We start from the raw sequence: 21,274 nt of genomic DNA, 5'->3' as shown, positions 1-21,274 counted from the left end.
TGGAGCGCGTCACCGAGCCGCCCCCGGACGGCGGACTATCGCCGGACGCAGCGGGAGGGGCGAGCTGGTCAGGTCCGACCCGGCCGACAGCGGGAGCGTCAGGCGGAACTGCGCGCCGGCGCCGGGCTGGCCCCACACCTGCAGCCAGCCGCCGTGCAGACGGGCGTCCTCCAGGCTGATCGACAACCCCAGCCCGCTGCCGCCCACCGTGCGCACCCGGGACGGGTCGGCCCGCCAGAACCGGTCGAAGACGTGCTGGGCCTCCGCCGAGGACAGCCCCACCCCGTGGTCGCGGACCGTGACCGCCGCCGCCGTCCGGTTGGCCGCCCAGGTGATCTCCACCGGCTTGCCGGCACCGTGCTCGATGGCGTTGCCCACCAGGTTGCGCAGGATCCGCTCCACCCGTCGGGCGTCGACCTCGGCGATGACGTCCTGCCCGGGACCGGTGACGGTCAGCTCGCAGCCGTGTCGCTGGGCCAGGGCCGACATCCCGGCCGCCACCCGCCCCACCAGGGCGCCGAGGTCGGTGGGCTCCCAGTCGAGGACGGCGGCGCCGGCGTCGTAGCGGCTGATCTCCAGCAGGTCGGTCAGCAGCGCCTCGAACCGGTCCAGCTCGGTGTGCAGCAGCTCCGCGGAACGGGCCACGTGCGCGGGGAAGTCCGCCCGCGACTCGTAGAGGATCTCGGCGGCCATCTGCACCGTGGTCAGCGGCGTCCGCAGCTCGTGCGACACGTCGGAGGTGAACCGCTGCTGCAGCTGGGAGAGCCCCTCCAGCTGGGTGATCTGCCGCTGCAGGCTGTCGGCCATCGCGTTGAAGCTCGTCGCCAGGCGGGCGAGGTCGTCCTCGCCGCGCACGGTCATCCGCTCCTCCAGCTGCCCCTCGGCCAGCCGCTGCGCGGTACCGGCGGCGCGGCGCACCGGGTCGACCACGAGCCGGGTGACCAGCACACCGATGCCGACGACGAACAGCGTGAGCGCGATGCCGCTGATCACCACGGTGCTGCGGATCAGCGACAGGCTCTCCGCCTCCTGGTCGAGCGGGAACGCGTAGTACAGCTCGATACGCTCGGTCGCCGAGGTGTCGGTGGACACCGGTGCGCCGATGAGCAGCGTGGGCCGCGGCTCGGCAGCGGCGTCCGGGACCATCGCGTACTGCGAGAACTGGCCGCCCGAGGCCACGTCGGCGCGCAGGTCGGCCGGGATGGCGGGGTACACGTAGCGGCGGCTGGTCGCGCTGCGCTCGGTGTCCCCGCTGCGGTGCACCATCACGACGTCGAAGTCACCGGCCGGGCTGCCGCGCTCCATCAGCTGCTTGACCGTCCGGTCGAGCGTGGACCGGACGCTGGCGGCATCACCGGTCGCGATGCCGGCCACCTCGGTCTGCGCGTAGAGCACCCCGGACTGGGCCTGGTCCACCGCGGCCTGCCGCTTCACCGACAGCAGCTGGTCGCGGATCTGGCTGAACAGCACCATGCTCACGATCACCACGACCGTGCCGGCGACCAGCATGGTGATCGCGCCGACCCGCACGTGCAGCGACGACCGCCAGGCGTGCAGCGCCCGGGCAGAGGTCCGGCGCGCCAGCACCCGGACCCGGACGACGCGGCGGCGCAGCCCCCGGCGCGCCGCGCTGAGGTCGGACCGGCGCGGACGGCGCGGCGCGGCCGACGACGGGGTCACCACGCCGGTGGAGGACGACGACGGCGCGTCGTCGGCCAGCGCTGCCGGGACGGCGTCGGTCGCCGGCCGGGTCGTGCTCACGGTCGGTGGGGCCGGGTCACCGTGCCGGTCGGTCCGGACCTGCGGCCGGCCCGACTCACGGTGGGCCTGCCTTGTAGCCGACCCCCCGCACGGTCAGCACGATCTCCGGCTTCTCCGGGTCACGCTCGATCTTGGCGCGCAGCCGCTGCACGTGGACGTTGACCAACCGGGTGTCGGCCGCGTGCCGGTAGCCCCACACCTGCTCGAGCAGCAGCTCGCGGGTGAACACCTGGCGCGGCTTGCGGGCCAGGGCCACCAGCAGGTCGAACTCCAGCGGGGTCAGCGCGATGGGGACGCCGTCCCGGGTGACCTGGTGGGCCGGCACGTCGATCTGGACGTCGCCGATGCTGAGGCTCTCCGCCTGACCGGTCTCGCCGCGGCGCAGCTGGGCGCGGACCCGCGCGACCAGCTCGACGGGCTTGAACGGCTTGGTGACGTAGTCGTCGGCACCGGCCTCGAGCCCCTGGACGACGTCGATCGTGTCGCCCTTCGCGGTGAGCATGACGATGGGCACCGTCGACTGGGTGCGGATGTCCTGGCAGATCTGCAGTCCGTTGCGGCCGGGCAGCATGAGGTCCAGCAGCACGATGTCGGGGCGGGTCTGCTGGAACACGCCCACCGCGCGGTTGCCGTCGGAGACGAAGGCCGGTTCGTAGCCCTCGCGTCGCAGCACGATGCCGAGCATCTCGGCGAGGGCGGCGTCGTCGTCGACGACGAGGACGCGGCCGCGGCTGGAGCCGTTCTGGGGAGCGGTGGGTGGCACGGCGCCCATTCTGCGCTGACCGCGCGGAAAAGCGGGGACACCCGCCCGGAGGTGCTCCGGACGGGTGTCCCACGGGTGTCACCCGGTCGCAGTGGTACGGCCCTGCCGCGGCGTGCTCGAGCGTGCGAGAGCACCCCGGGAGGGCGGCCCCGCTGCACGGACCCACCCTGAGCCTGCGGAGGGTGGGAGCAGCGGAGTCCGCTCAGTAGCGGTAGTGGTCGGACTTGAACGGGCCCTCGACCGGCACGCCGATGTAGTCGGCCTGCACCTTGCTCAGCTCGGTGAGCTTCACGCCGAGCGCGTCGAGGTGCAGCCGCGCCACGTGCTCGTCGAGCTTCTTGGGCAGCACGGTCACGCCGGGCGCCTGGCCCTCGTAGGCGGCCCGGTTGGTCCACAGCTCGATCTGGGCCAGCACCTGGTTGGAGAACGAGGCGCTCATGACGAAGCTGGGGTGGCCGGTGGCGTTGCCCAGGTTCAGCAGCCGGCCCTCGGAGAGCACGATGATCGTGTGGCCGTCGGCGAACCGCCACTCGTCGACCTGCGGCTTGATGGTGGTCCGCTCGATGCCCGGGGTGCGGGCCAGGCCGGCGATGTCGATCTCGTTGTCGAAGTGACCGATGTTGCCGACGATCGCCTGGTGCTTGGTCCGACCGAGCTGCTCGGCGGTGATGATGTCCTTGTTGCCGGTGGCCGTGATGATGATGTCGGCCTTGCCGATGACCTCGTCCAGCGTGGTCACCTCGTAGCCGTGCATCGCCGCCTGCAGCGCGCAGATGGGGTCGATCTCGGTGACGATCACCCGGGCGCCCTGCCCGCGCAGCGACTCGGCGCAGCCCTTGCCCACGTCGCCGTAGCCGCACACCACGGCCACCTTGCCGCCGATCATGACGTCGGTGGCGCGGTTGATCCCGTCGATGAGCGAGTGCCGGCAGCCGTAGAGGTTGTCGAACTTGCTCTTGGTGACCGAGTCGTTGACGTTGATCGCCGGGAACAGCAGCCGGCCCTCGCGGGCGAGCTCGTACAGGCGCATGACGCCGGTCGTGGTCTCCTCGGTGACACCGGCGATGCCCTGGCCGATGCGGGTCCAGTACTGCCCGTCCTGGGCGAGCGTGCCGCGCAGGACGTCGAGGATGACGCCGTACTCCTCCGAGTCGGCCTCGGTGGTGTCCGGGACGACGCCGTCGGCCTCGAAGCGGGTGCCCAGGTGCACCAGGAGGGTGGCGTCGCCGCCGTCGTCCAGGAGCATGTTGGGGCCGACGACCTCACCGGCCTCGTCGCGGAACTCGAACAGGCGCTGGGTGCACCACCAGTACTCCTCCAGCGTCTCGCCCTTCCAGGCGAACACCGGGACGCCGGTGGGCTCCTCGGCGGTGCCGTCGCCCACGACGATCGCGGCGGCCGCGTGGTCCTGGGTGGAGAAGATGTTGCAGCTCACCCAGCGGACGTCGGCGCCCAGCGCGGTGAGCGTCTCGATGAGGACGGCGGTCTGCACGGTCATGTGCAGCGAGCCGGCGATGCGGGCGCCGGCCAGCGGCTGCTGGTCGCCGTACTCGGCGCGCAGCGCCATCAGGCCGGGCATCTCGTGCTCGGCGAGGGTGATCTCCTTGCGGCCGAAGCCGGCGAGGGAGAGGTCGGCGACCTTGAAGTCGCCGTCGGTCAGTACGCGGGTGCCGGTCGAGGCAGTCATGTCGCTCCAGGTTCCGGCCCGGCCACCCGGCCGGGCCATGCGTGTTCGCTGCGATCCCCGCGCACGGGCAGGGAGAGCGAGCATGCCGAGGCTTCGGCGGGGCTCGTGCCGTCGTCCAGGGTACGCGGACGGCGAGCAGGTCACTCGCAGCCGACGCCGTCCCCGTCGCCGTCGAAGGCGTCCCGCCAGCCCGGCTCGCCCCGGTGGATGGGCGCCGCCCCGGCCGCGCGCACCGCGCCGCAGTCGGCGTACGTCACCTCCGCCGGGGGCGCCGACGCGGGTGCTCCCCCGCCGCCGGGCAGCGGCTCGGCGGGGCAGCCGGAGAGCACGGTGGCCGCGGCGTTGCGCTCGGCCCGGGTCATCCAGAGCCCGTACCCGGCCTTCACCGCGACCTGCCGGGCCACGTAGGCACACCGGTAGGAGCGGTTGGGCGGCAGCCAGGTCGCCGCGTCCCCGTCCCCCTTCTGCATGTTGAGCGGGCCGTCGACGGCGAGCAGGTTCAGCGGGTCGTTGGCGAAGGCGGTGCGCCGCTCGGCGTCCCAGCCCTGCGCGCCCTTCTGCCAGGCGTCCGACAGCGCCACCACGTGGTCGATCTGCACGTCGTCGCTGGTGTCCTCGCCGCGCCGGAACTCGATGGTGCGCCCCGAGTACGGGTCGGCGAGGGTGCCGGTGAGGACGACGCAGTCGCCGGTGCCCGGCCGGAACGTCTCGCCGGTCAGGTCACGGGCCAGCACGTCGTTGCGGGTGTCGCAGCCGTTGCGGTCGACGTCGACCCAACCGTCGCCGAACCGGTCCCGCTCGTACCCCGTGCTCGGTGCACGGCCCTTCACCTCCAGCTCGCCGAGGACGGCGAGGGCCGAGCCCGGCGGGGCACCGGCGATCGCCTCCTGCGCGGCGGCGTCGGAGAGGACGCCGCTGGGCGGTCCGCCGGCGTCCGGCGCGAGCAGCTCGCACCCGCCGAGGACCCCGGCGAGGGCGAGCCCGGCCAGGGTCGAGCGCACGCCGGCGCGGAGCCGGCGCGGCGCTGCGGTGGTGCGGACGGTCACGGGCCTCCCCGGCGCGGAAGCGACGCACCCGACGCTAGGCCTGCCGCCCCGCGACCGCGGGGACGCCACGCCCGGGTCACGACCTCCCGGGGTCGGTGATGCGGACGACGACCTGCTCGTTGTTGGAGGTGTAGGCCTCGTACACCACCTGCGCGCCGGTGCGGTGCAGCCACTCCTGCCAGGCCCGGAACTCGTGCTGCTCCCAGCCGGGGAAGTTGAAGAACTCGTCGAAGACCAGCACCGACCCGGCGACCAGCCGCGGACCGACGAGGTCGAGCACGGTCACCGCCGAGGAGTAGAGGTCGCCGTCGACGTGCACGAGGTCGACGGGACCGGGGTGCTCGGCCAGGAACCGGGGCAGGGTGTCCTCGAACCAGCCCACCACCAGCTCCGCGCCGGCCACGTCGGGCAGCCCGCCCACCGCGAAGGCACCGGCACGCACGTGCGGCCGGTAGTCCTCGGGCAGGCCCTTGAAGGAGTCGAAGCCGAAGACGTCGCGGCGTCCCCGCTCCCGCGCGATGACCTCCAGCGACCTCCCCTCGAAGACGCCGAACTCCAGGGCCAGCCCGCCGTGCGGCGCGATCTGCACCCCGTACTCGAGGGTGCTCTCCCGGTCGTGGAAGGCGCGGGCCGTCGGCATCGCCCGCGCGGCGAACCGCGCCGACCCCACGGCGGCATCCCGCTCCCCCGCGGCGAGCAGGTCGCGGCGTGAGCGGAACTCCACCTCGTGGACGGCGCTGATCGCCCGGTCCACCTCGGTGGCGACGACCTCCCGGACCACCCGCGCCAGCCGGGCCTCGGCGGGCGCGACCACCGTCCGCACCAGCCACCGCCGGACCGCCTGGGTGACCCTGCTCCGCTCCTGCTCCCGTCGTCCTCGCGACATGCGCCCGCCTTCTCCCCCCGGCGGCCGCCCCCGGGCCGGCGCCGGACCTGCCGGCGAACCTAGCGGGTCCCGGCCCACGCCGGGCCGCCCGCCTGCCCGGTCACGGGCTGTCGAACAGCCGGCCCCAGGTCGCGCGGGACGTCAGCTCGGGGACGCCGGCCCGCCACTGGTCCCGGGCCCGCTCGCCCTCACGCGTCAACCGCCAGAGCACCGCCGCGCCACGCCGGCTGAGGTCGCGCATCAGCTGACGGTCGTAGCGGCGCACCCGCACGCCCTCCTGCGAGGGGTCGGTCACCACGGCGGTCTCGAACAGCGACACGTGCCACCAGTGGGCGTCGGCGTCGGAGATGGCGGCCTTGCCCTTCGCCTTGCCGAGCAGCTGCCAGACGACGCGCTTGACCAGCACCGACTTGGGCATGGACGGCGTCCCCGCCGGGACGGTGCGCTCCACCGTGTCGGCCTCCACGCCGGGCACCGCCGAGGCGGGGTGGTTCTTCGTCTCCGGGTGCGACGACCACAGCGTGCGGATCTCCCGCGACACCGAGGCGCCACCGTCGGCGAGCACCTCCGGGCCGCGCAGGAAGTCCTCGACCGCCTTCAGCATCAGCACCGCGAGCCCGTAGCGCATCGACACGAGGTAGTTGGCCAGCTGCCGCGCCAGGTGCTCGACGATGCGCGTGCGGTCGAAGTCCCCGTGCAGGGCGCTGGTGATCAGCGAGTTGCGGAAGCTGAAGTAGCGCGACCAGTCGTCCCAGTTCTTCCAGGCGAAGTCGGCGTGCCAGACACCCGCTCCGGGCAGGGTCACGGTCGGGAAGCCGGCCGCCCGCGCCCGCAGGCCGAACTCGATGTCGTCCCACTGGAAGAAGACCGGCAGCGGGTAGCCGACCGCCGAGACCACCTCGGAGGGGATCAGACACGTCCACCACGCGTTGTAGGCCGCGTCGACCCGGACCTCCTGCCGCTCCTCGGTGACGTCGGCGTTGGTCAGCGCATCGGGGACCGGCAGCCCCGCCCGCAGGATGTCCAGGTCCGCGGACTCGGCACCGACGTGCAGCCGGTCGGGGTGGAACAGGTTGAGCATCTGACCGCCGACGAGGACGGGCTTGGTGGCGGCGTCGGCCAGGCCGGTGAGGCGCACCGCCGTGTCCGGCTCGAGACGGATGTCGTCGTCCATCAGCAGCAGGTTGACCCGGTCGACGGTCTCGTTGCGGACCGCCTCGTAGATGCCCCGGGTGAAGCCGCCCGCGCCGCCGAGGTTCGGCTGCCGCACGTAGCGCAGGGCCGACCCCAGGGCCTCCTGCACCTGCGGGAACGCCTCCCGGGAGTCGACGGTGTCGGTGCCCTGGTCGATCACGTAGACCGCGCTCAGCCCCGAGGCCACCTCGACGTCGGAGGCGAGGGTCTGCAGGGTGGCGATGCAGTCGTCGGCCCGGTTGTAGGTGCAGATCACCACGGCCGTGGCGCGCCGGCGCCGGACGGCCGGGACGGTCCACCGCACCTGCGTGACGGTCAGCGGGGCGGCGGCGGTCTCGAACTCCAGCCACAGCGCGCCGCCGTCGACGAACCGGTCGATGGCCGCGGACAGGCGCACGTGCTCGGTCTCCGCCTCGGTCACCCGGGCGGTGGCCACCGTCCGGGACACGCCCTTGCTGTCGGAGGCCAGGACGCGGACCAGACCGGAGCCGCTGGCGACCAGGGTGATCTCGACGCGGTCGGCCGAGGTCCAGCGCTGCCAGTAGGAGGCGGGGAACCGGCCGAAGTAGGTGTTGGTCGAGACGACGGCATGGGCGTCGAGGACGACGCGGTCGCGCTCGCGCACCGCCGCGCCCTGGGCCGCCACGCTGTAGAGGTCGCCCGGAGCCTCGGGGAACAGCCCGGCGAACAGGGTGCGCTGCACCAGCAGACGTTCGCCCACCGGGGCCGCGGCCGGTGCACGCGTCTGGGACACGGTTGTGGGGGTCGAAAGGACCATGAGAAGCGGGTACTCCCGTCGAGCGGTGATCAGCTGCGCCCGACCGTAACCGGGGCGGTTGCCACCGGGCCCGAGATGGACGGCTCCAGCAGCCACTTCACCCGCCGGCGGCGCGCCGTACCGGTCAGGTGTGGCGCTGTGTCCCCAAATCGTCACGCACGGGATCGGCGGCGCCGGTACCGGCCCCACGACCAGACGACGGACTGGCCGAGCACCACCAGGGCCGCGGCCGCGGCGGCGAGGGCGCCGGCTCGCAGCCCCGGGGCCCGGTACTCCAGCACCAGCGAGTGCTCCCCCGCCGGCACCTCGACCGCCAGGAGGCCGGCCGGACCGTCGACCACCTCGGCCGGCCGGCCGTCGACGGTGGCGGTGTAGCCCGGCCAGGCCAGGCGGGCGAACAGGAGGCGACCGGGCTCCGCGGCGCGGTAGCGGACCTCCTCGCGCCCGGCCGTGGCGGAGTCGGCGAGGACCTCGGTGCCCGGCGGGGCCCAGGACACCCGCCCCTCGTCGTCCAGCGGCTGGTCGCGGACCCACACCACCCGCACCGGCGTCTCCAGCGCGACCCGCCACCCCGGCGGTGGCTCGAGGGTGGCGACCTCCGGCCGCAGCGACCGCTGCACGACCAGCGTCGACACCTCCATCGCGTCGACCAGCGGCACGTCGTACCCCGGCCCGGCCGGCTGCCAGACCCGGTCGAACGCCTCCGGGCAGACCGCCCCCCGGTAGTCCATGCACAGCTCGGTGGTGAACTCGCGGAACCCGATGCCGCTGTAGCTGGTCACGGTCGGCACGCCGGTCGCCCGCGGGAGGTTGCCGAAGACGATCTCGCCGTCCCGCATCTGCTCGGTCGTCACGCCGGCCAGGGCGGCCAGCTGCAGCACCGTGCCCTCGTAGGCGGACATGCCCTCGGCCACCGACGACAGGTCGTAGGCGGGCCGGGTCGGCGGAGGGCCGCTGCCCTCCAGGGTGGGAGGCAGCACGCTGGTCTGGAAGGTGAGCACGCACGCCGTGCCGAGGACGACCACGGCGCCCAGCGCCGGCAGGCCGCGCCGGCGGCCGGCCAGCACGGCGAGCACGGTCAGGCCGCCCACGAGCACCAGGGCCGTCAGGTGGACCGCGCCGAGGTCGGCCGGCTGCACCGCCCACGCCAGGTAGTAGCCGACGACGACCAGCGCCCCGCTGACCACCGCCCGGCGGCGGACCGCGTCGGTGGCCAGCCCGGCGGTCAGGACGACGGCGAAGAGCACCAGGACCGGCAGCCACAGGTACTGGACCAGGCGGACGGGCCAACGGAAGAGCCAGAGGTTCGACGGGCCCAGCGTGGCCAGGAGGTACCACCCCGCCACGACGAACACGCTGACCAGCGAGCGGGCGCGGCGCCGCAGCCGGTCCCAGCGCAGCCACGGCAGCAGCGGCAGGACGAACCAGGCGAGGTAGGTGGACGGGACGGTCTCGAGCAGTGCGCCGTTCCAGTTGGTGATCGACGGCAGGTAGCTCGGGGAGCTGGCCGCGACGAGGTCCCCGAGGTCGGGCACGAGGAAGGTGTCGTTGACGACGTCGGCCAGCTCCTCCCGCGAGGACACCGGGCCGGCACCCAGCAGTGGCAGGAACACCAGCAGGGCCACCGTCCCGACGCAGGCCCCCACCACGGCCAGGTGGGCCAGCCGGCCCCACTGACGGCGGAGCACCAGGTCGAGGCCGAGGGCCGCCACCACGACCGCCAGCCCGAGGGGGCCGTAGGGGTTGCCGGTGGTGACCGCCAGGTACCCGAAGACGAACGGGACGACCGGGCTGAGCCGGCCGCGGACCAGCCGGTGCGCGGACCACCAGAAGTGCGTCACCCAGGTGAACGCCATGAGCCCGGCCGGCCAGCCGGAGGCCTCGTACCAGAGGGTGAAGCCGGCCACGGGCAGTGCGGTCGCGACGACGGCCGCCGGCCAGCGGGCCGCGCCGTAGCCGCGGGCGAGCAGGAACACGCCCATGGCCAGCACGCCGAGGAACTCGACCATGACGACGAACGCGGCGATCGACAGGTTGTCGAAGGTGGAGACGAGCACGAAGTTGAGCAGGTTGACCGGGTTCCAGACGCCGGTCAGCGCCTCGGCTGCGTAGTTGCCGCCCGCCCAGCCCGCCGGGTCCATGGCCGGCCACCGGCCGGCGCGCAGCTGCTGGCCGAACACGTGCCACAGCGGGGCGAACTGCTCGTGCTGGTCGCCCACGTAGTAGAAGAAGTCCCCCCGCCACTGCGGGACGACCCCCAGCGCCCACACCACCGCGCCGACACCGAGCGTCACCAGCCACTCGGGCAGCCGTCGGCGCCGCCGCGGTGCCGGGGGGCCGACCGTCGGCGCCGCGGCCTCGGGGGCCACCACGGGCGCCGGCTGCTCGTGCGTACCCGCGGTCACCTGCCGCCCTCCCCCGGCGCCGCGCCCACGGGCACCGCCGGCCGGCCGGCCAGCACCCGCCGGGAGAGCAGGTAGGTCACCGGGATGGCGGCGGCCGCGGCCACCAGCGGGGCGATGCGCTCGTCCATCCTCAACCACTCGACCAGCGCCACGACGCCCACCGTCGTCATCACGTAGTTCGTGGCGTTGGTCAGCGGGAACAGGGCGAACTTCCGCCAGGTCGGGCGGGTGTGGAAGGTCCAGTAGCAGTTGAGGAAGAAGGACACGACCATCGCCACCGCGATCGCCACCAGGTGGGCGGCCAGGTAGTGCACGACGGTGCGCAGCAGCAGGTAGGTGCCGTAGTAGACGCCGGTGTTGACGACACCGACGACGGCGAAACGGGCGACGGGACGCAGGCGGGCGGGGATCACGCCCACGGTGCGGCGTCCCCCGGGACGGCGGCCGGCCCCTCGCCCGCCGGCCGCGTCCCCGGGGCGTGCGGACCACCGGCGCGTCCTCTGCGGTGCACCGGCTGCGGCCCGGCCGCCTCCTGCGGGGCCTGTGCGGCGGCGTGCACGGGTGGGCGACGTGCGGCGCCGTCGGTGAGGCCGTCCGCGGCGACGTAGTTGCCCATCACGACCGTGCTGCGCGCAGGGGCGCGGGTCCGCCGCGGCGTGACCGTGGGCGCGTGGTTCTCGCTCGACTCGGCGACGAGGAAGTGGGGCCGCTGCTTGGACTCGTAGTAGATGCGGCCGACGTACTCCCCGATCACCCCGAGGAAGAGCAACTGGAGCCCGCCGAGGCCGATGACCGCGGCCACCAGCGTGATGTACCCGGGCACGGTGACGCCGTCGACGATGGCCGCGACCACCAGGAACGCGGTGTAGGCGAACGCCAGTGCGGTCACCACGAGGCCCACGTAGATGGCCAGCCGCAGCGGGGCGTTGTTGAACGACATCACCCCGTCGATGCCGTAGTTGAGCAGCCGGCGCAGCGTCCAGCGGCTGGCGTCGCCGCCGTAGCGGGACTCGTTGCGGTAGTCGATCGTGGCGGTCGGGAACCCGATCCAGGCGAACAGGCCCTTGGAGAAGCGGTTGTACTCGCCGAGCTGGAGCAGCGCGTCGACCGCGCGCCTGCTGAGCAGCCGGAAGTCGCCGACGCCGTCCTCGATGCGGACCTCGACGAGGGAGTTCACCAGCCGGTAGTACGACCGCGAGAGCAGCGTGCGGCCGACCGCGTCGCCGTCCCGGGTCCGGCGGGCCACGACCTGGTCGTAGCCCTGGTGGTGCAGCTCGAGCATGTCCACGATCAGCCGCGGGGGGTGCTGCAGGTCGGCGTCCATGATCACGACCGCGTCGCCGCGGGCGTAGGCCAGGCCGGCGAGCATCGCCGACTCCTTGCCGAAGTTCCGGCTCAGCGACACGTAGCGCACCCGCCGGTCGTCGGCGCTGAGCTGGCGGAGGACCTCGACCGTCCGGTCCCGGCTGCCGTCGTCGACCAGGACGATCTCGAGGTCGACGGCCGTGGGCTCCACCGCCGCGCGGACCTGGCTCACCAGTTCCGGGAGCACGCGCTCCTCGTTGTGGCACGGCACGACGACGGACAGCAACATGTCGACCATCCTCCCGGAACCAGGGCCGGCGTGCAGGCGGCCCCCGCGCGGGTGTGCGTCCGGCGGGGTCAGCGCAGGTGCGTGGTGGCGCGGTAGAGCACCGCCGGCCCGCGCGCGCTGATCGGCTCCCCGGCGGGGACGAACGCCGACCTGCCCTTCTCCAGCACCAGTTCGCCGTCGGCCGCGGCCAGCACCGCGCGGCCGTCGGTGCACAGCAGCACCTGGGGACCACGCGTGGTGAGGATGCCGACCTCGTCGTCGAGCTGGACGCGGGTGAGGTCGAAGTCCTCCACCGGCACCGGGTAGCGCAGCCCGCCCGGACCGAGGACGGGGTGGATGACCGGCACCCGCCCGTCCCGGAAGTCGAGCACCTCGATGAGGGCCGCCAGGTCGACGTGCTTGGCGGTCAGGCCGCCGCGCAGCACGTTGTCGGAGCAGGCCATGACCTCCACCCCGGCCCCGCTGAGGTAGGCGTGCAGGTTCCCCGCGGGCAGGAACACCGCCTCCCCCGGCGCCAGCTTCAGGTGGTTGCACATCAGTGAGATGACGACGCCCGGGTCACCCGGGTAGGTCTCGGCCAGCGTCGCGGCCCAGCGGTAGGTGTTGATGAACTCCGGGTCGTGGGCGGCCACGAAGCGGGCGGCGGCTTCCGCGACGGCCCCGACGAGGGAGGTTCGGCGCCGGCCGGAGAGGGCGAGCAGCTGCGGGATCGCCGCCCGCAGCCCACCGCGCGCCAGTGCGGCGATCGTCGGCTTGAGCTCGGGCAGCTGCAGCTTGGCCAGGCAGTGCAGCGACTCCTCGACCGGCCGGAACCCGCACAGCGCCTCGAAGGTGGTGAGGGCGAGCAGCAGCTCGGGCTTGTGCCAGGGGTCCTTGAACGTCCGCGTCGGGTCGTCGTGCGGGACCCCGGCGGCCTCCTCGGCGGCGAACCCGGCCGCGGCCTGCTCCATCGTCGGGTGCGCCTGCAGCGACAGCGGGGCGTCGGCGGCGAGGACCTTCATGAGGAACGGCAGCCGCGGCCCGAACCGCTCGACGACCTGCGGCCCCAGCAGCCGCTCCGGCTCCTCGGCGATGGCCCGGTCCAGCGACCGCCCGTCGGCCAGCACGCTCGGCTCGTCGGGGTGCGCGCCCATCCACAGCTCCGCGTGCGGGAGCCGGGCGGGGCTCGGCTGCCCGAGCAGCTCCGGGATCACGGTGCGGCTGCCCCACGGGTAGAAGCGGACCGCGCTGGTGAGCTGCCACATCACGGACGAGGTTACTGGCGAGTCGAGCACACCGGTCATAGTGGGACGCCGGCGTACCGGATGGGGTACTCCCCTGCACGCCTTCCCTCCTACGGGTCACCAGGACCCCACGACCCGAGGCGCACCCAGGAGGGGCCTCCCTCAGACGGCGGAACGCACGTCGGGCGCACCCAGCCGCGCGGCGTCGGCGGTGCGGTCGTCGGGCATCCGCTGCGACTCCCGCTCGGCGGCCACCCGGGCGCCGTAGTGCGCGACCTCCCGGGCGATGCGCTCGGCGTCCCAGCCCAGCGGCCCGGCCATCAGCTCGGCGACCGCCGGGGCGGACTCGGTGCCCCGGTGGGGTGTGGCGATCGACACCCGGGTGCGCCGGGTCAGCACGTCGTCCAGGTGCAGGGCCCCTTCGGCGGTCACCGCGTGCACGACCTCGGCGGCCAGGTGGGCCGGTGCCCCGGGCAGCGGACGGCCCAGGGGCGGGTCGGCGCGGACCAGGTCCAGCACCTCGGTCACCCGGTCCCCGTGCCGGTGCAGCAGCCGGTCGACGGCGTCCTCGGGCAGGCCGGAGGCGGCGGCGAGCTCACCGGCGCGGTCCCGGACGGCGTGCCACCGGTGTGCCCCCACCAGCGGGAGGTGCGCGGTGCGGGACGGGGGGACGCCGGGCAGCCCGGCGGTCGCGGCGTCGACGGCGTCGGCCGCCATCACCCGGTAGGTCGTGTACTTGCCGCCGGCCACGAGGACCAGCCCGGGCACGGGCGTGACGACCGCGTGCTCCCGCGACAGGCGGCTGGTCTGGTCGGCCTCCCCGGCCAGCAGCGGCCGCAGCCCGGCGTACACGCCGACGACCTGGTCGGCGGTGACGGGCTTGCCGAGCACCCGGTTGGCCTGGTCGAGGAGGTAGGCGATGTCGGCGCTGCTGGCCGCCGGGTGGTCGCGGTCGAGCTTCCACGGGGTGTCGGTGGTGCCGATGATCCACTGTGCGCCCCACGGGATCACGAACAGCACGCTCGTCGGCGTCCGCAGGATGAGCCCGGAGCGCTCGCCGTCCGGCACGTCCCCGACGTCGATCGCCGACCGCGGCACCACCAGGTGCACCCCCTTGGAGGCGCGGACCCGCAGGCTCGGCGCCGAGGTGCCGAGCATCGCGCCGACGTCGTCGCTCCACACCCCGGTGGCGGCCACGACGCTGCGGGCCCGCACGGGGAACGACGAGCCGTCGGTCAGGTCGGCCACGCGCACCCCGACCACCGGGGCCTGCGCTCCGTCGCCGTCGCGCAGCAGGCCGGTCACCCGCGCGCTGGAGAGCACGTGGGCGCCGTAGCCGGCCGCCGTCCGCACGACCGCGAGGGTGTGCCGGGCGTCGTCCACCTGGGCGTCCCAGTAACGGACGGCACCCACCACCGCGTCGGGGCGGAGCGCCGGGAAGGCCGCCAGCGTCGCCCGGCGGGACAGGTGCCGGTGGGTCGGGACGACGCGCTCGGCGTCCAGCGCGCTGCTGAGGACGTCGTAGAGCGCCACCCCCGCGCCGTAGTAGGCCCGCTGCCAGGCCGGTGCGGTCAGCGGCAGGAGGAACGGCAGCGGCCGGACCAGGTGCGGGGCGATCGTCCGCACCAGCCGGGTGCGCTCGTGCAGCGCCTCCCGCACCAGCGGGAAGGCCAGCTGCTCGAGGTAGCGCAGCCCGCCGTGGATGAGCTTGCTGGAGCGGCTGGAGGTGCCGGCCGCCCAGTCGCGGGCCTCCAGCAGCCCCACCGACAGCCCCCGGCTGGCGGCGTCCAGGGCGGCGCCGGCCCCGGTCACCCCACCGCCGACCACGAGCACGTCGACGACGCCGTCGGTGAGGGCCTGACGGTCGGCGCGCCGGCGCTCCGGCGACAGGTGCGTGCGACCCATGCCCCCAGCGTGCCCCGGTCGCTCAGGCGTGGGCCGCGCCGCCGGAGCGGGCCTTGCGCCGGTGGACCGTCAGGTTCATGACGAGCACGATCAGCAGGCCGACGACGAGCCCGAGGAGCGCGCTGCCGAGCGTGTTGACCAGCCAGCCCACGACCCCTCCGAGGGCTCCGGTGGCCTCGTGCGCCACCTCCTCCAGGTGGTGCACCGCCCCGTACAGGACGTGGAGGCCGAGCTCGTCGCTGCCCACGAGCAGGATGTGCCCGCCGACCCACAGCATCGCGGCGGTCCCGACGACGGTGAGCGCGGTCAGCAACCGCGGCATCCCCTTCACCAGCCCGCGGCCGAGCCGGGCCACACCCTTGCGGGGGCGCTGCGACAGGTGCAGGCCCACGTCGTCCATCTTCACGATGAGGCCGACGACGCCGTACACGAGGACGGTGATGCCGAGCGCGACGACCGCGAGGATCGCCGCCCGGGACAGGAACGGCTCGTCCACGACCTCGTTGAGCGCGATGACCATGATCTCGGCCGACAGGATGAAGTCGGTGCGGACGGCTCCGGACACGATGGTGTTCTCGTCCGGGGCCGCCTCCGCCCCCTCCGCGTGGGCCTCGGAGTGGCCGCGCACCTTGTGCCAGACCTTCTCCGCGCCCTCGTAGGACAGGTAGGCGCCGCCGACCATCAGCAGCGGGGTGAGCAGGACCGGCAGGAACTGGCTGAGCAGCAGGACCGCGGGCAGGATGACCAGCAGCTTGTTGCGCAGCGAGCCCATGGCGATGCGCCGGATGATCGGCAGCTCGCGTTGGGCAGCCAGGCCGTGCACGTACTGCGGGGTGACGGCGGTGTCGTCGACGACGACGCCGGCCGCCTTCACACTGGCCCGCCCGGCCGCGGCGCCGATGTCGTCCACCGAGGCGGCGGCCGTGCGCGCCAGCAGCGCCACGTCGTCGAACAGGGCTACGAGTCCACCCGCCACGGGACGTCCTTCCGGTCAGTCAGCACTCGGGTGCTGTCTCGGTGATGGTGGTCCGACTCGTCGCAACGCGCACGCGGAGCGTGGCCGGCGGCTGCCCGGTCACGACTGGGCCGTCCTCTCGGTGTCCAGTGCCAGCGCCAGGTAGACGGCGGTGAAGTCGGCCACGGCCAGCTGCCGGGCGAGTCGGGGCAGCCGCCCGTACCGCTCCGGGTCCCCGTGCTCGGCGAGACCGCTCACGGGGACGTTGTACGTCGCCGCGGTGCGCAGGGCCTCGTGCAGCGCCTCCCGGGCCGAGCGGGGTTCCCGCTCGCCGGCGCCGTCGTGCTCGCCGGCCTCGGTGTCCCGGATGGTCAGCAGCCGCAGCCGCCGGCCGGTGTCCTCGGCGCGGTCGCGGAAGAAGTCGTCGGCCCCCGCCTGCGGTGCCAGCGGGCCGCGGAGCACCGAGCACGCCGCGACCCGCTGGTCGGGCATGCGGAAGGTGGTGGCCGGCAGGCCGGCCAGGGTGGCCAGCTGGTCGGCGATCCGGATGGCGGCCGTGCCGGCCAGCGTCCCCTCGGCGGCGATCACGGGCAGCGCGTCGAGCAGCTCCAGCGCCAGGGTCTTGGCCGGGTTCACGAAGGACTCCTGCGCCGGCCCGCACTCACCGGCGACCTCGTCGAGGGCCGCCGCGACCGCCTCGAGGTCGGCGGCGCCCGGTGACAGCAGCTCCAGGCCCACCGCCAGGGTGAGCAGCGGGGTGAGCAGCGACCACAGCGTGGTGTGCCGCACCCGGGAGCGCGGCAGCGGGACGTAGGGGGCGCGGGCGGTGGAGCAGGCCGCGCGCAGCGGGGCGTCGTCGGCGCCGATGCCCAGCAGGGTCACCCCGCGGCGGGCGGCCTCGTAGGCCGGGGTCACCGCATACCGGCCCGCGCCGGTGCGGGTGGCGACGACGGCGATGTCGCTGGGGCCGGTCCACACCGGCAGGTCGGGTCCGGGGACGACGTCCACCGTGACCGGGCTGGCCGGGCCGAGCAGCGCGCGCAGCACCGAGGCGGCGACCGCGCCCTCGCGCCGGGCCACGATGACCAGGCCGCGGGGACGTCCCCCCGCGGTGACCCGTTCGAGGCCGGCCTCCTCGGTCAGCCGCGCGGTCTCCCGGACCTGCGCGCCGGCCCCGGCCACGGCCGGCAGCAGGCCCCGCGGGTCGCGGGCGCGCAGCACGGCCAGGTCATCGAAGACCTCCTCGGCCAGCTCGGGCGAGATCACGTGCCCGCCCCGCCGGTGCCGGTCGAAGGCGTCCCCCGGGATGCGCTGCTCAGCCGTGCGCTCGCGTGCCCGCTCATGCCGGATCCGTCCCCCGGTGCCGCGCCTCGTCGAGCAGGAGCACCGGGATGCCGTCGCGGACCGGGAAGGCCCGGTCGCAGGTGGTGCACAGCAGCTCGCCGGCGGCCTCGTCCACCGTCAGCGGGCTGTGGTGGGTGTCGGGACAGGCGAGGATCTCCAGCAGGACCGGGTCCAGGCCCAGCGGGCCGGTCGGGGTCGTCACGCCGGGGCCCCCGCGGGGACGTGGCGCGCCGGCGGGGCGTTCTCGTGGGGTCGGGTCATGCGCGCACCATCTCCAGCACTCGGTTCCGCAGCTCGGTCATCCGCGCCGCGTCGGGCGCCTCGACGTTGAGCCGCAGCAGGGGTTCGGTGTTGCTCGCCCGCAGGTTGAACCACGAGCCGTCGGGCAGGGTGACCGTCAGCCCGTCGAGGTCGTCGACGGTCACGCCGTCCTCGTCGGCGAAGGCCGCCCGCACCGCCTCCGCCCGCCCGGCCGCGTCGGCGACCGTGGAGTTCACCTCGCCGGAGGCGGCGTAGCGGCTGTACCCGCCGGTCAGCTCCGACAGTGGCCGGCTCTGCTCCCCCAGCGCGGCGAGCACGTGCATGGCGGCGAGCATGCCGGTGTCGGCCCGCCAGAAGTCACGGAAGTAGTAGTGCGCGGAGTGCTCGCCGCCGAAGACGGCGTCGGTGCGGGCCATCTCGGCCTTGATGAACGAGTGCCCGACGCGGGTGCGCACCGGTTCGCCGCCGTGCTCGCGGACGATCTCGGGGACCGCCCGCGAGGTGATGAGGTTGTGGATGATCGTCGTCCCGTGGCCCTTGGCCAGCTCGCGCACCGCGACCAGGGCGGTGATCGCCGAGGGGCTGACCGGCTCGCCGCGCTCGTCGACGACGAACACCCGGTCGGCGTCGCCGTCGAAGGCCAGGCCGATGTCGGCGCCGGTGCGGCGCACCTCGGCCTGCAGGTCGACGAGGTTGGCCGGGTCCAGCGGGTTGGCCTCGTGGTTGGGGAAGGAGCCGTCGAGCTCGAAGTACATCGGCAGGACGGTCAGCGGCAGGTCGGCCAGGACGACGGGCACCGTGTGGCCGCCCATCCCGTTGCCGGCGTCGACGACGACCCGCAGCGGCCGGGTCCGCGACAGGTCGACCAGCGACCGCAGGTGCGCGGCGTACCCGGCGAGCAGGTCGCGCTGGGCGACGGTGGCCGTCCGGGGCGGTACGCGGTCGTAGGCGTCCCGCTGGGCCCACTCCCGGATCGTGACCAGCCCGGAGTCCTGCCCCACGGGGGCCGCGCCGGCCCGGCAGAGCTTGATGCCGTTGTACTGCGCGGGGTTGTGGCTGGCGGTGAACATCGCGCCGGGCAGGCCGAGGGAGCCCGAGGCGAAGTAGAGCAGGTCGGTGGAGCCCAGGCCCGCCTCGACGACGTCGACGCCGCGGCTGAGCACGCCCTGGGCGAAGGCCCGCGACAGGGGCACCGAGGAGTCGCGCATGTCGTGGGCGGTGACCACGGCGGTCGCGCCGCTCTCCTGCGCCATCAGCTCGGCGAACGCGGCGCCGATGCGGCGGGCGACGGTCTCGTCCCACTCGTCCGGCACGACGCCGCGCACGTCGTACGCCTTGATGATCGAGGAGAGGTCCGCCACGCGAGCGACCCTAGCCGCGTGCCCGTCGCCCGGCGCAGCGGCGCCCCGACCGCGCGGCAGGGTCCCGTCGCCGCCCCGCCCCGGGCGTTCGCAGGGTGGCCGGGACGGGGTCGGCGCTCAGGTGATGTCGGGCAGGACCCGCAGGTGACCGCGGCGGGTGCCGCTGCCGTCGTCGGCGGGGTTGCGCGGGGGCTCGGGCCGGGCCGCCTCGCGGACGGCGTCGGCCAGGGCCAGCAGGTCGTCGCCGGTGGGCCCGGAGTCCTCGACGTCGATCTCGTGGCGGACGACCTCCCAGCCGCGCGGCACGGTGAGCCGCTCGGCGTGGAACTCGCAGAGGTCGTAGCTGTGCGGCTCCGAGAAGGTCGCCAAGGGGCCGACGACGGCGGTCGACTCCGCGTACACGTAGGTCAGAGTCGCTGCCGCCGGTTGCGCGCAGCCGCTGCGCGAGCAGCGACGTGACTGCCTCACCACCGGTTCCTCACGCACCGCACAGTAGACGCGTACGGGGGTCCTTGGCATCAGGCACACCGGCATCCGCCGCCGTGCCGACAGCAGCAGCCCCATCCTCCACGACGGTCCCGTGCACCCCTCCAGGACGCCACGGCGGGTCCGTGCGGGCACGATCGGCGCCCCGGTGCGCCGCGGCCGTACGCTCGCACTCGCCATGACCCGACCCGCCCGTTCCCGCCGCGACCGGCACGGCCGCGGCCTGCGCGGGCGCCTGGTCCCTGACGGGGTGCCCCTGGCCCGCAGTCGCGCCGAGCAGTTCGACGACCTGGTCCTCGACGCGGTCGAGGACCTCGAACGCCGGTGGGAGAAGGAACTGGCCGGCGTGGAGTTCGCCGTCGAGGACGTCCCGTGGGTCGAGCACACCAACCCCGACGAGGTGGTCCTCGACGCCGACGTCCTGGACGACGGCAGCGTCCCGCTGGCCCGCGTGCTGCCGGCCCACCGGGAGGGCAGCCGCGAGGTGCCACCGCGGATCGTCGTCTACCGGCGGCCCCTGGAGCTGCGCGCGCACGACCGCGACGACCTCGCCGATCTCGTCCGCGACGTCGTCGTCGACCAGGTGGCGGTGCTGCTCGGTCGCGATCCCGAGGAGATCGACCCCACGAGCTGAGGGGGTGGCAACGGCCGCCCCGCCCGCTCGGCTCGTCAGCGCTCGGGGACGCGCACCGGGCTGCCCAGCTCGGCGGCGATGCCGCGGGCGTCGGCCAGCCGCGCCCGGCAGAAGGCGAGGTCCAGGCCGTCGCCGCGGTCGGCGCGGGTCAGCCGGGCGGTGAGCTGCTCGAGGGCGACGGCGTGCCACAGCAGGCCGACGTCGGGTTCCTCCCACCCGGCGGTGCGGTCGAGCACCACCCGGGCCATCCGGGCACGGTCCTCCTCGTCGGGGGTGCTCGCCCACAGGGTCAGCAGGTCCCGGTGCCGCGGACCCGAGCGGACGCCCGTCCACTCCAGGACCACCATGCGACCCGCGTCGTCGAGCACGGCGTTGGCGGCCCGCAGGTCCCCGTGGGTCACCTCCGACAGCGGCAGCTCCGCGGCCGCCGCCCGCACCGCGCGCAGCTCGCCCAGCCGGATGCCGCCGCGCAACAGCCGCCCGGTGTCGCCCACCGATGCCCGGGCGCGGCGCAGGGCCGGCCGGGCCGGCGGCTGCCACGGGCTGCCCGGCGGTGCTGGTGGCGGCGCGATCCGCACGGCGGCGTCCACGGCGGCCTCCGTCCAGCGGGGACCGCCACCCGGCACGGGGTGGACACGGCGGGAGAGCAGCCACCGCCCGTCGTCCGCGGCGGCCAGGACCTCGGGGACGCCGATCTGCCGCTCCTCGGCCCAGCGCCGACCCCGCAGCTCGGCCCGCAGCCGCCGGCGCCCGCTCTCGGTGACCGCGAGGTCGACCACCCGGTCGGCCAGGACGCCCTGGACGATGCCCAGCGCGGCGGACAGGTCGGTGACCCCGGTGAGCGGCTGCTCGACGCCCAGCTCGGCCAGCAACGCACCCACCCGTTCCCGCGCCGCGCCCTCCGTCGTCCCGTTGCTGGTCACGCGAGTGAGCCTCCCAGCCCGCCGCCGACCCCGCACGGAGTCCGGACGGGCCGGCTCGGCGTCCCTGG

Annotated in this window: 18 protein-coding genes; 1 reads left to right on the top strand and 17 read right to left on the bottom strand. The window is 74.6% G+C overall.

The features are described 5' to 3' along the window. Positions 1 to 9: 9 nt before the first annotated feature. The 16 genes from mtrB to ACI78V_RS13760 form a co-directional block, all read right to left on the bottom strand. Positions 10 to 1,761, bottom strand: coding sequence for an MtrAB system histidine kinase MtrB (mtrB, locus tag ACI78V_RS13835; RefSeq protein WP_456851632.1), 1,752 nt, complete (start codon positions 1,759 to 1,761; stop codon positions 10 to 12). A 55-nt stretch (positions 1,762 to 1,816) separates the two neighbouring features. Further along, positions 1,817 to 2,533 (bottom strand): MtrAB system response regulator MtrA, encoded by a 717-nt coding sequence (gene mtrA / locus ACI78V_RS13830; protein WP_456851630.1) that lies wholly within the window; start codon positions 2,531 to 2,533, stop codon positions 1,817 to 1,819. A gap of 193 nt (positions 2,534 to 2,726) precedes the next feature. Next, positions 2,727 to 4,211: an adenosylhomocysteinase gene (gene ahcY, locus ACI78V_RS13825; RefSeq protein ID WP_456851628.1), complete on the bottom strand. Its 1,485-nt coding sequence runs from the start codon at positions 4,209 to 4,211 to the stop codon at positions 2,727 to 2,729. Positions 4,212 to 4,351: 140 nt separating this feature from the next. Next, positions 4,352 to 5,257, bottom strand: a complete 906-nt coding sequence (locus ACI78V_RS13820; RefSeq protein WP_456851626.1) for a GmrSD restriction endonuclease domain-containing protein — start codon at positions 5,255 to 5,257, stop codon at positions 4,352 to 4,354. A gap of 76 nt (positions 5,258 to 5,333) precedes the next feature. After that, positions 5,334 to 6,143, bottom strand: a complete 810-nt coding sequence (locus ACI78V_RS13815) for a class I SAM-dependent methyltransferase (protein ID WP_456851624.1) — start codon at positions 6,141 to 6,143, stop codon at positions 5,334 to 5,336. A gap of 100 nt (positions 6,144 to 6,243) precedes the next feature. Then, the gene (locus ACI78V_RS13810; RefSeq protein ID WP_456851622.1) at positions 6,244 to 8,040 is read right to left on the bottom strand and encodes a glycosyltransferase; all 1,797 of its coding nucleotides are present in this window, start codon (positions 8,038 to 8,040) and stop codon (positions 6,244 to 6,246) included. A 227-nt stretch (positions 8,041 to 8,267) separates the two neighbouring features. Further along, positions 8,268 to 10,520 (bottom strand): hypothetical protein, encoded by a 2,253-nt coding sequence (locus ACI78V_RS13805; protein WP_456851620.1) that lies wholly within the window; start codon positions 10,518 to 10,520, stop codon positions 8,268 to 8,270. Continuing rightward, positions 10,517 to 10,939 (bottom strand): GtrA family protein, encoded by a 423-nt coding sequence (locus ACI78V_RS13800; RefSeq protein WP_456851618.1) that lies wholly within the window; start codon positions 10,937 to 10,939, stop codon positions 10,517 to 10,519. Before ACI78V_RS13800 ends, ACI78V_RS13805 begins: the two co-directional genes overlap by 4 nt. After that, entirely contained in the window at positions 10,930 to 12,114 is a 1,185-nt protein-coding gene (locus ACI78V_RS13795; RefSeq protein WP_456851616.1) for a glycosyltransferase family 2 protein, read from the bottom strand. Before ACI78V_RS13795 ends, ACI78V_RS13800 begins: the two co-directional genes overlap by 10 nt. Positions 12,115 to 12,182: 68 nt before the next feature. After that, entirely contained in the window at positions 12,183 to 13,358 is a 1,176-nt protein-coding gene (manA, locus tag ACI78V_RS13790; RefSeq protein ID WP_456851612.1) for a mannose-6-phosphate isomerase, class I, read from the bottom strand. Positions 13,359 to 13,499: 141 nt separating this feature from the next. Further along, positions 13,500 to 15,242, bottom strand: coding sequence for a glycerol-3-phosphate dehydrogenase/oxidase (locus tag ACI78V_RS13785; protein ID WP_456851611.1), 1,743 nt, complete (start codon positions 15,240 to 15,242; stop codon positions 13,500 to 13,502). A 22-nt stretch (positions 15,243 to 15,264) separates the two neighbouring features. Further along, a complete protein-coding gene (locus ACI78V_RS13780; protein WP_456851609.1) occupies positions 15,265 to 16,218 on the bottom strand; it encodes a DUF808 domain-containing protein in 954 nt (317 codons plus the stop codon). 99 nt (positions 16,219 to 16,317) lie between these two features. Continuing rightward, the gene (locus tag ACI78V_RS13775) at positions 16,318 to 17,463 is read right to left on the bottom strand and encodes an SIS domain-containing protein (protein ID WP_456851607.1); all 1,146 of its coding nucleotides are present in this window, start codon (positions 17,461 to 17,463) and stop codon (positions 16,318 to 16,320) included. Between the two features lie 73 nt (positions 17,464 to 17,536). Next, the gene (locus ACI78V_RS13770) at positions 17,537 to 17,743 is read right to left on the bottom strand and encodes a Trm112 family protein (RefSeq protein WP_456851605.1); all 207 of its coding nucleotides are present in this window, start codon (positions 17,741 to 17,743) and stop codon (positions 17,537 to 17,539) included. Between the two features lie 55 nt (positions 17,744 to 17,798). Further along, the gene (locus ACI78V_RS13765; RefSeq protein WP_456851603.1) at positions 17,799 to 19,163 is read right to left on the bottom strand and encodes a phosphomannomutase/phosphoglucomutase; all 1,365 of its coding nucleotides are present in this window, start codon (positions 19,161 to 19,163) and stop codon (positions 17,799 to 17,801) included. Positions 19,164 to 19,280: 117 nt separating this feature from the next. Next, complete coding sequence (locus tag ACI78V_RS13760; RefSeq protein ID WP_072917856.1) at positions 19,281 to 19,631, bottom strand: DUF3499 domain-containing protein; 351 nt, start codon at positions 19,629 to 19,631, stop codon at positions 19,281 to 19,283. 196 nt (positions 19,632 to 19,827) lie between these two features. On the opposite strand from ACI78V_RS13760, the gene ACI78V_RS13755 reads away from it, so the two are divergent. Then, positions 19,828 to 20,283 carry a metallopeptidase family protein gene (locus ACI78V_RS13755; protein ID WP_456851601.1) on the top strand — a complete coding sequence of 152 codons (456 nt, stop codon included), beginning with the start codon at positions 19,828 to 19,830 and terminating at the stop codon, positions 20,281 to 20,283. Positions 20,284 to 20,318: 35 nt separating this feature from the next. Here the strand turns inward: ACI78V_RS13755 and ACI78V_RS13750 are convergent, their stop codons facing one another. After that, on the bottom strand, positions 20,319 to 21,206 hold the full coding sequence (locus ACI78V_RS13750; protein WP_456851600.1) for a phosphotransferase: 888 nt from the start codon (positions 21,204 to 21,206) through the stop codon (positions 20,319 to 20,321). Between the last annotated feature and the right edge of the window lie 68 nt (positions 21,207 to 21,274).

This window comes from Geodermatophilus sp. SYSU D00742 (genome assembly GCF_054049935.1).
This window is presented reverse-complemented; position numbering and strand designations above follow the sequence as displayed.

Excerpts from the sequence above, each read along its gene's own strand:
- mtrA (WP_456851630.1), bottom strand. The coding sequence starts at position 2,533 with ATGGGCGCCGTGCCACCCACCGCTCCCCAGAACGGCTCCAGCCGCGGC.
- ahcY (WP_456851628.1), bottom strand. The coding sequence starts at position 4,211 with ATGACTGCCTCGACCGGCACCCGCGTACTGACCGACGGCGACTTCAAG.
- ACI78V_RS13815 (WP_456851624.1), bottom strand. The coding sequence starts at position 6,143 with ATGTCGCGAGGACGACGGGAGCAGGAGCGGAGCAGGGTCACCCAGGCG.
- ACI78V_RS13795 (WP_456851616.1), bottom strand. The coding sequence starts at position 12,114 with ATGTTGCTGTCCGTCGTCGTGCCGTGCCACAACGAGGAGCGCGTGCTC.
- manA (WP_456851612.1), bottom strand. The coding sequence starts at position 13,358 with ATGTGGCAGCTCACCAGCGCGGTCCGCTTCTACCCGTGGGGCAGCCGC.
- ACI78V_RS13785 (WP_456851611.1), bottom strand. The coding sequence starts at position 15,242 with ATGGGTCGCACGCACCTGTCGCCGGAGCGCCGGCGCGCCGACCGTCAG.
- ACI78V_RS13755 (WP_456851601.1), top strand. The coding sequence starts at position 19,828 with ATGACCCGACCCGCCCGTTCCCGCCGCGACCGGCACGGCCGCGGCCTG.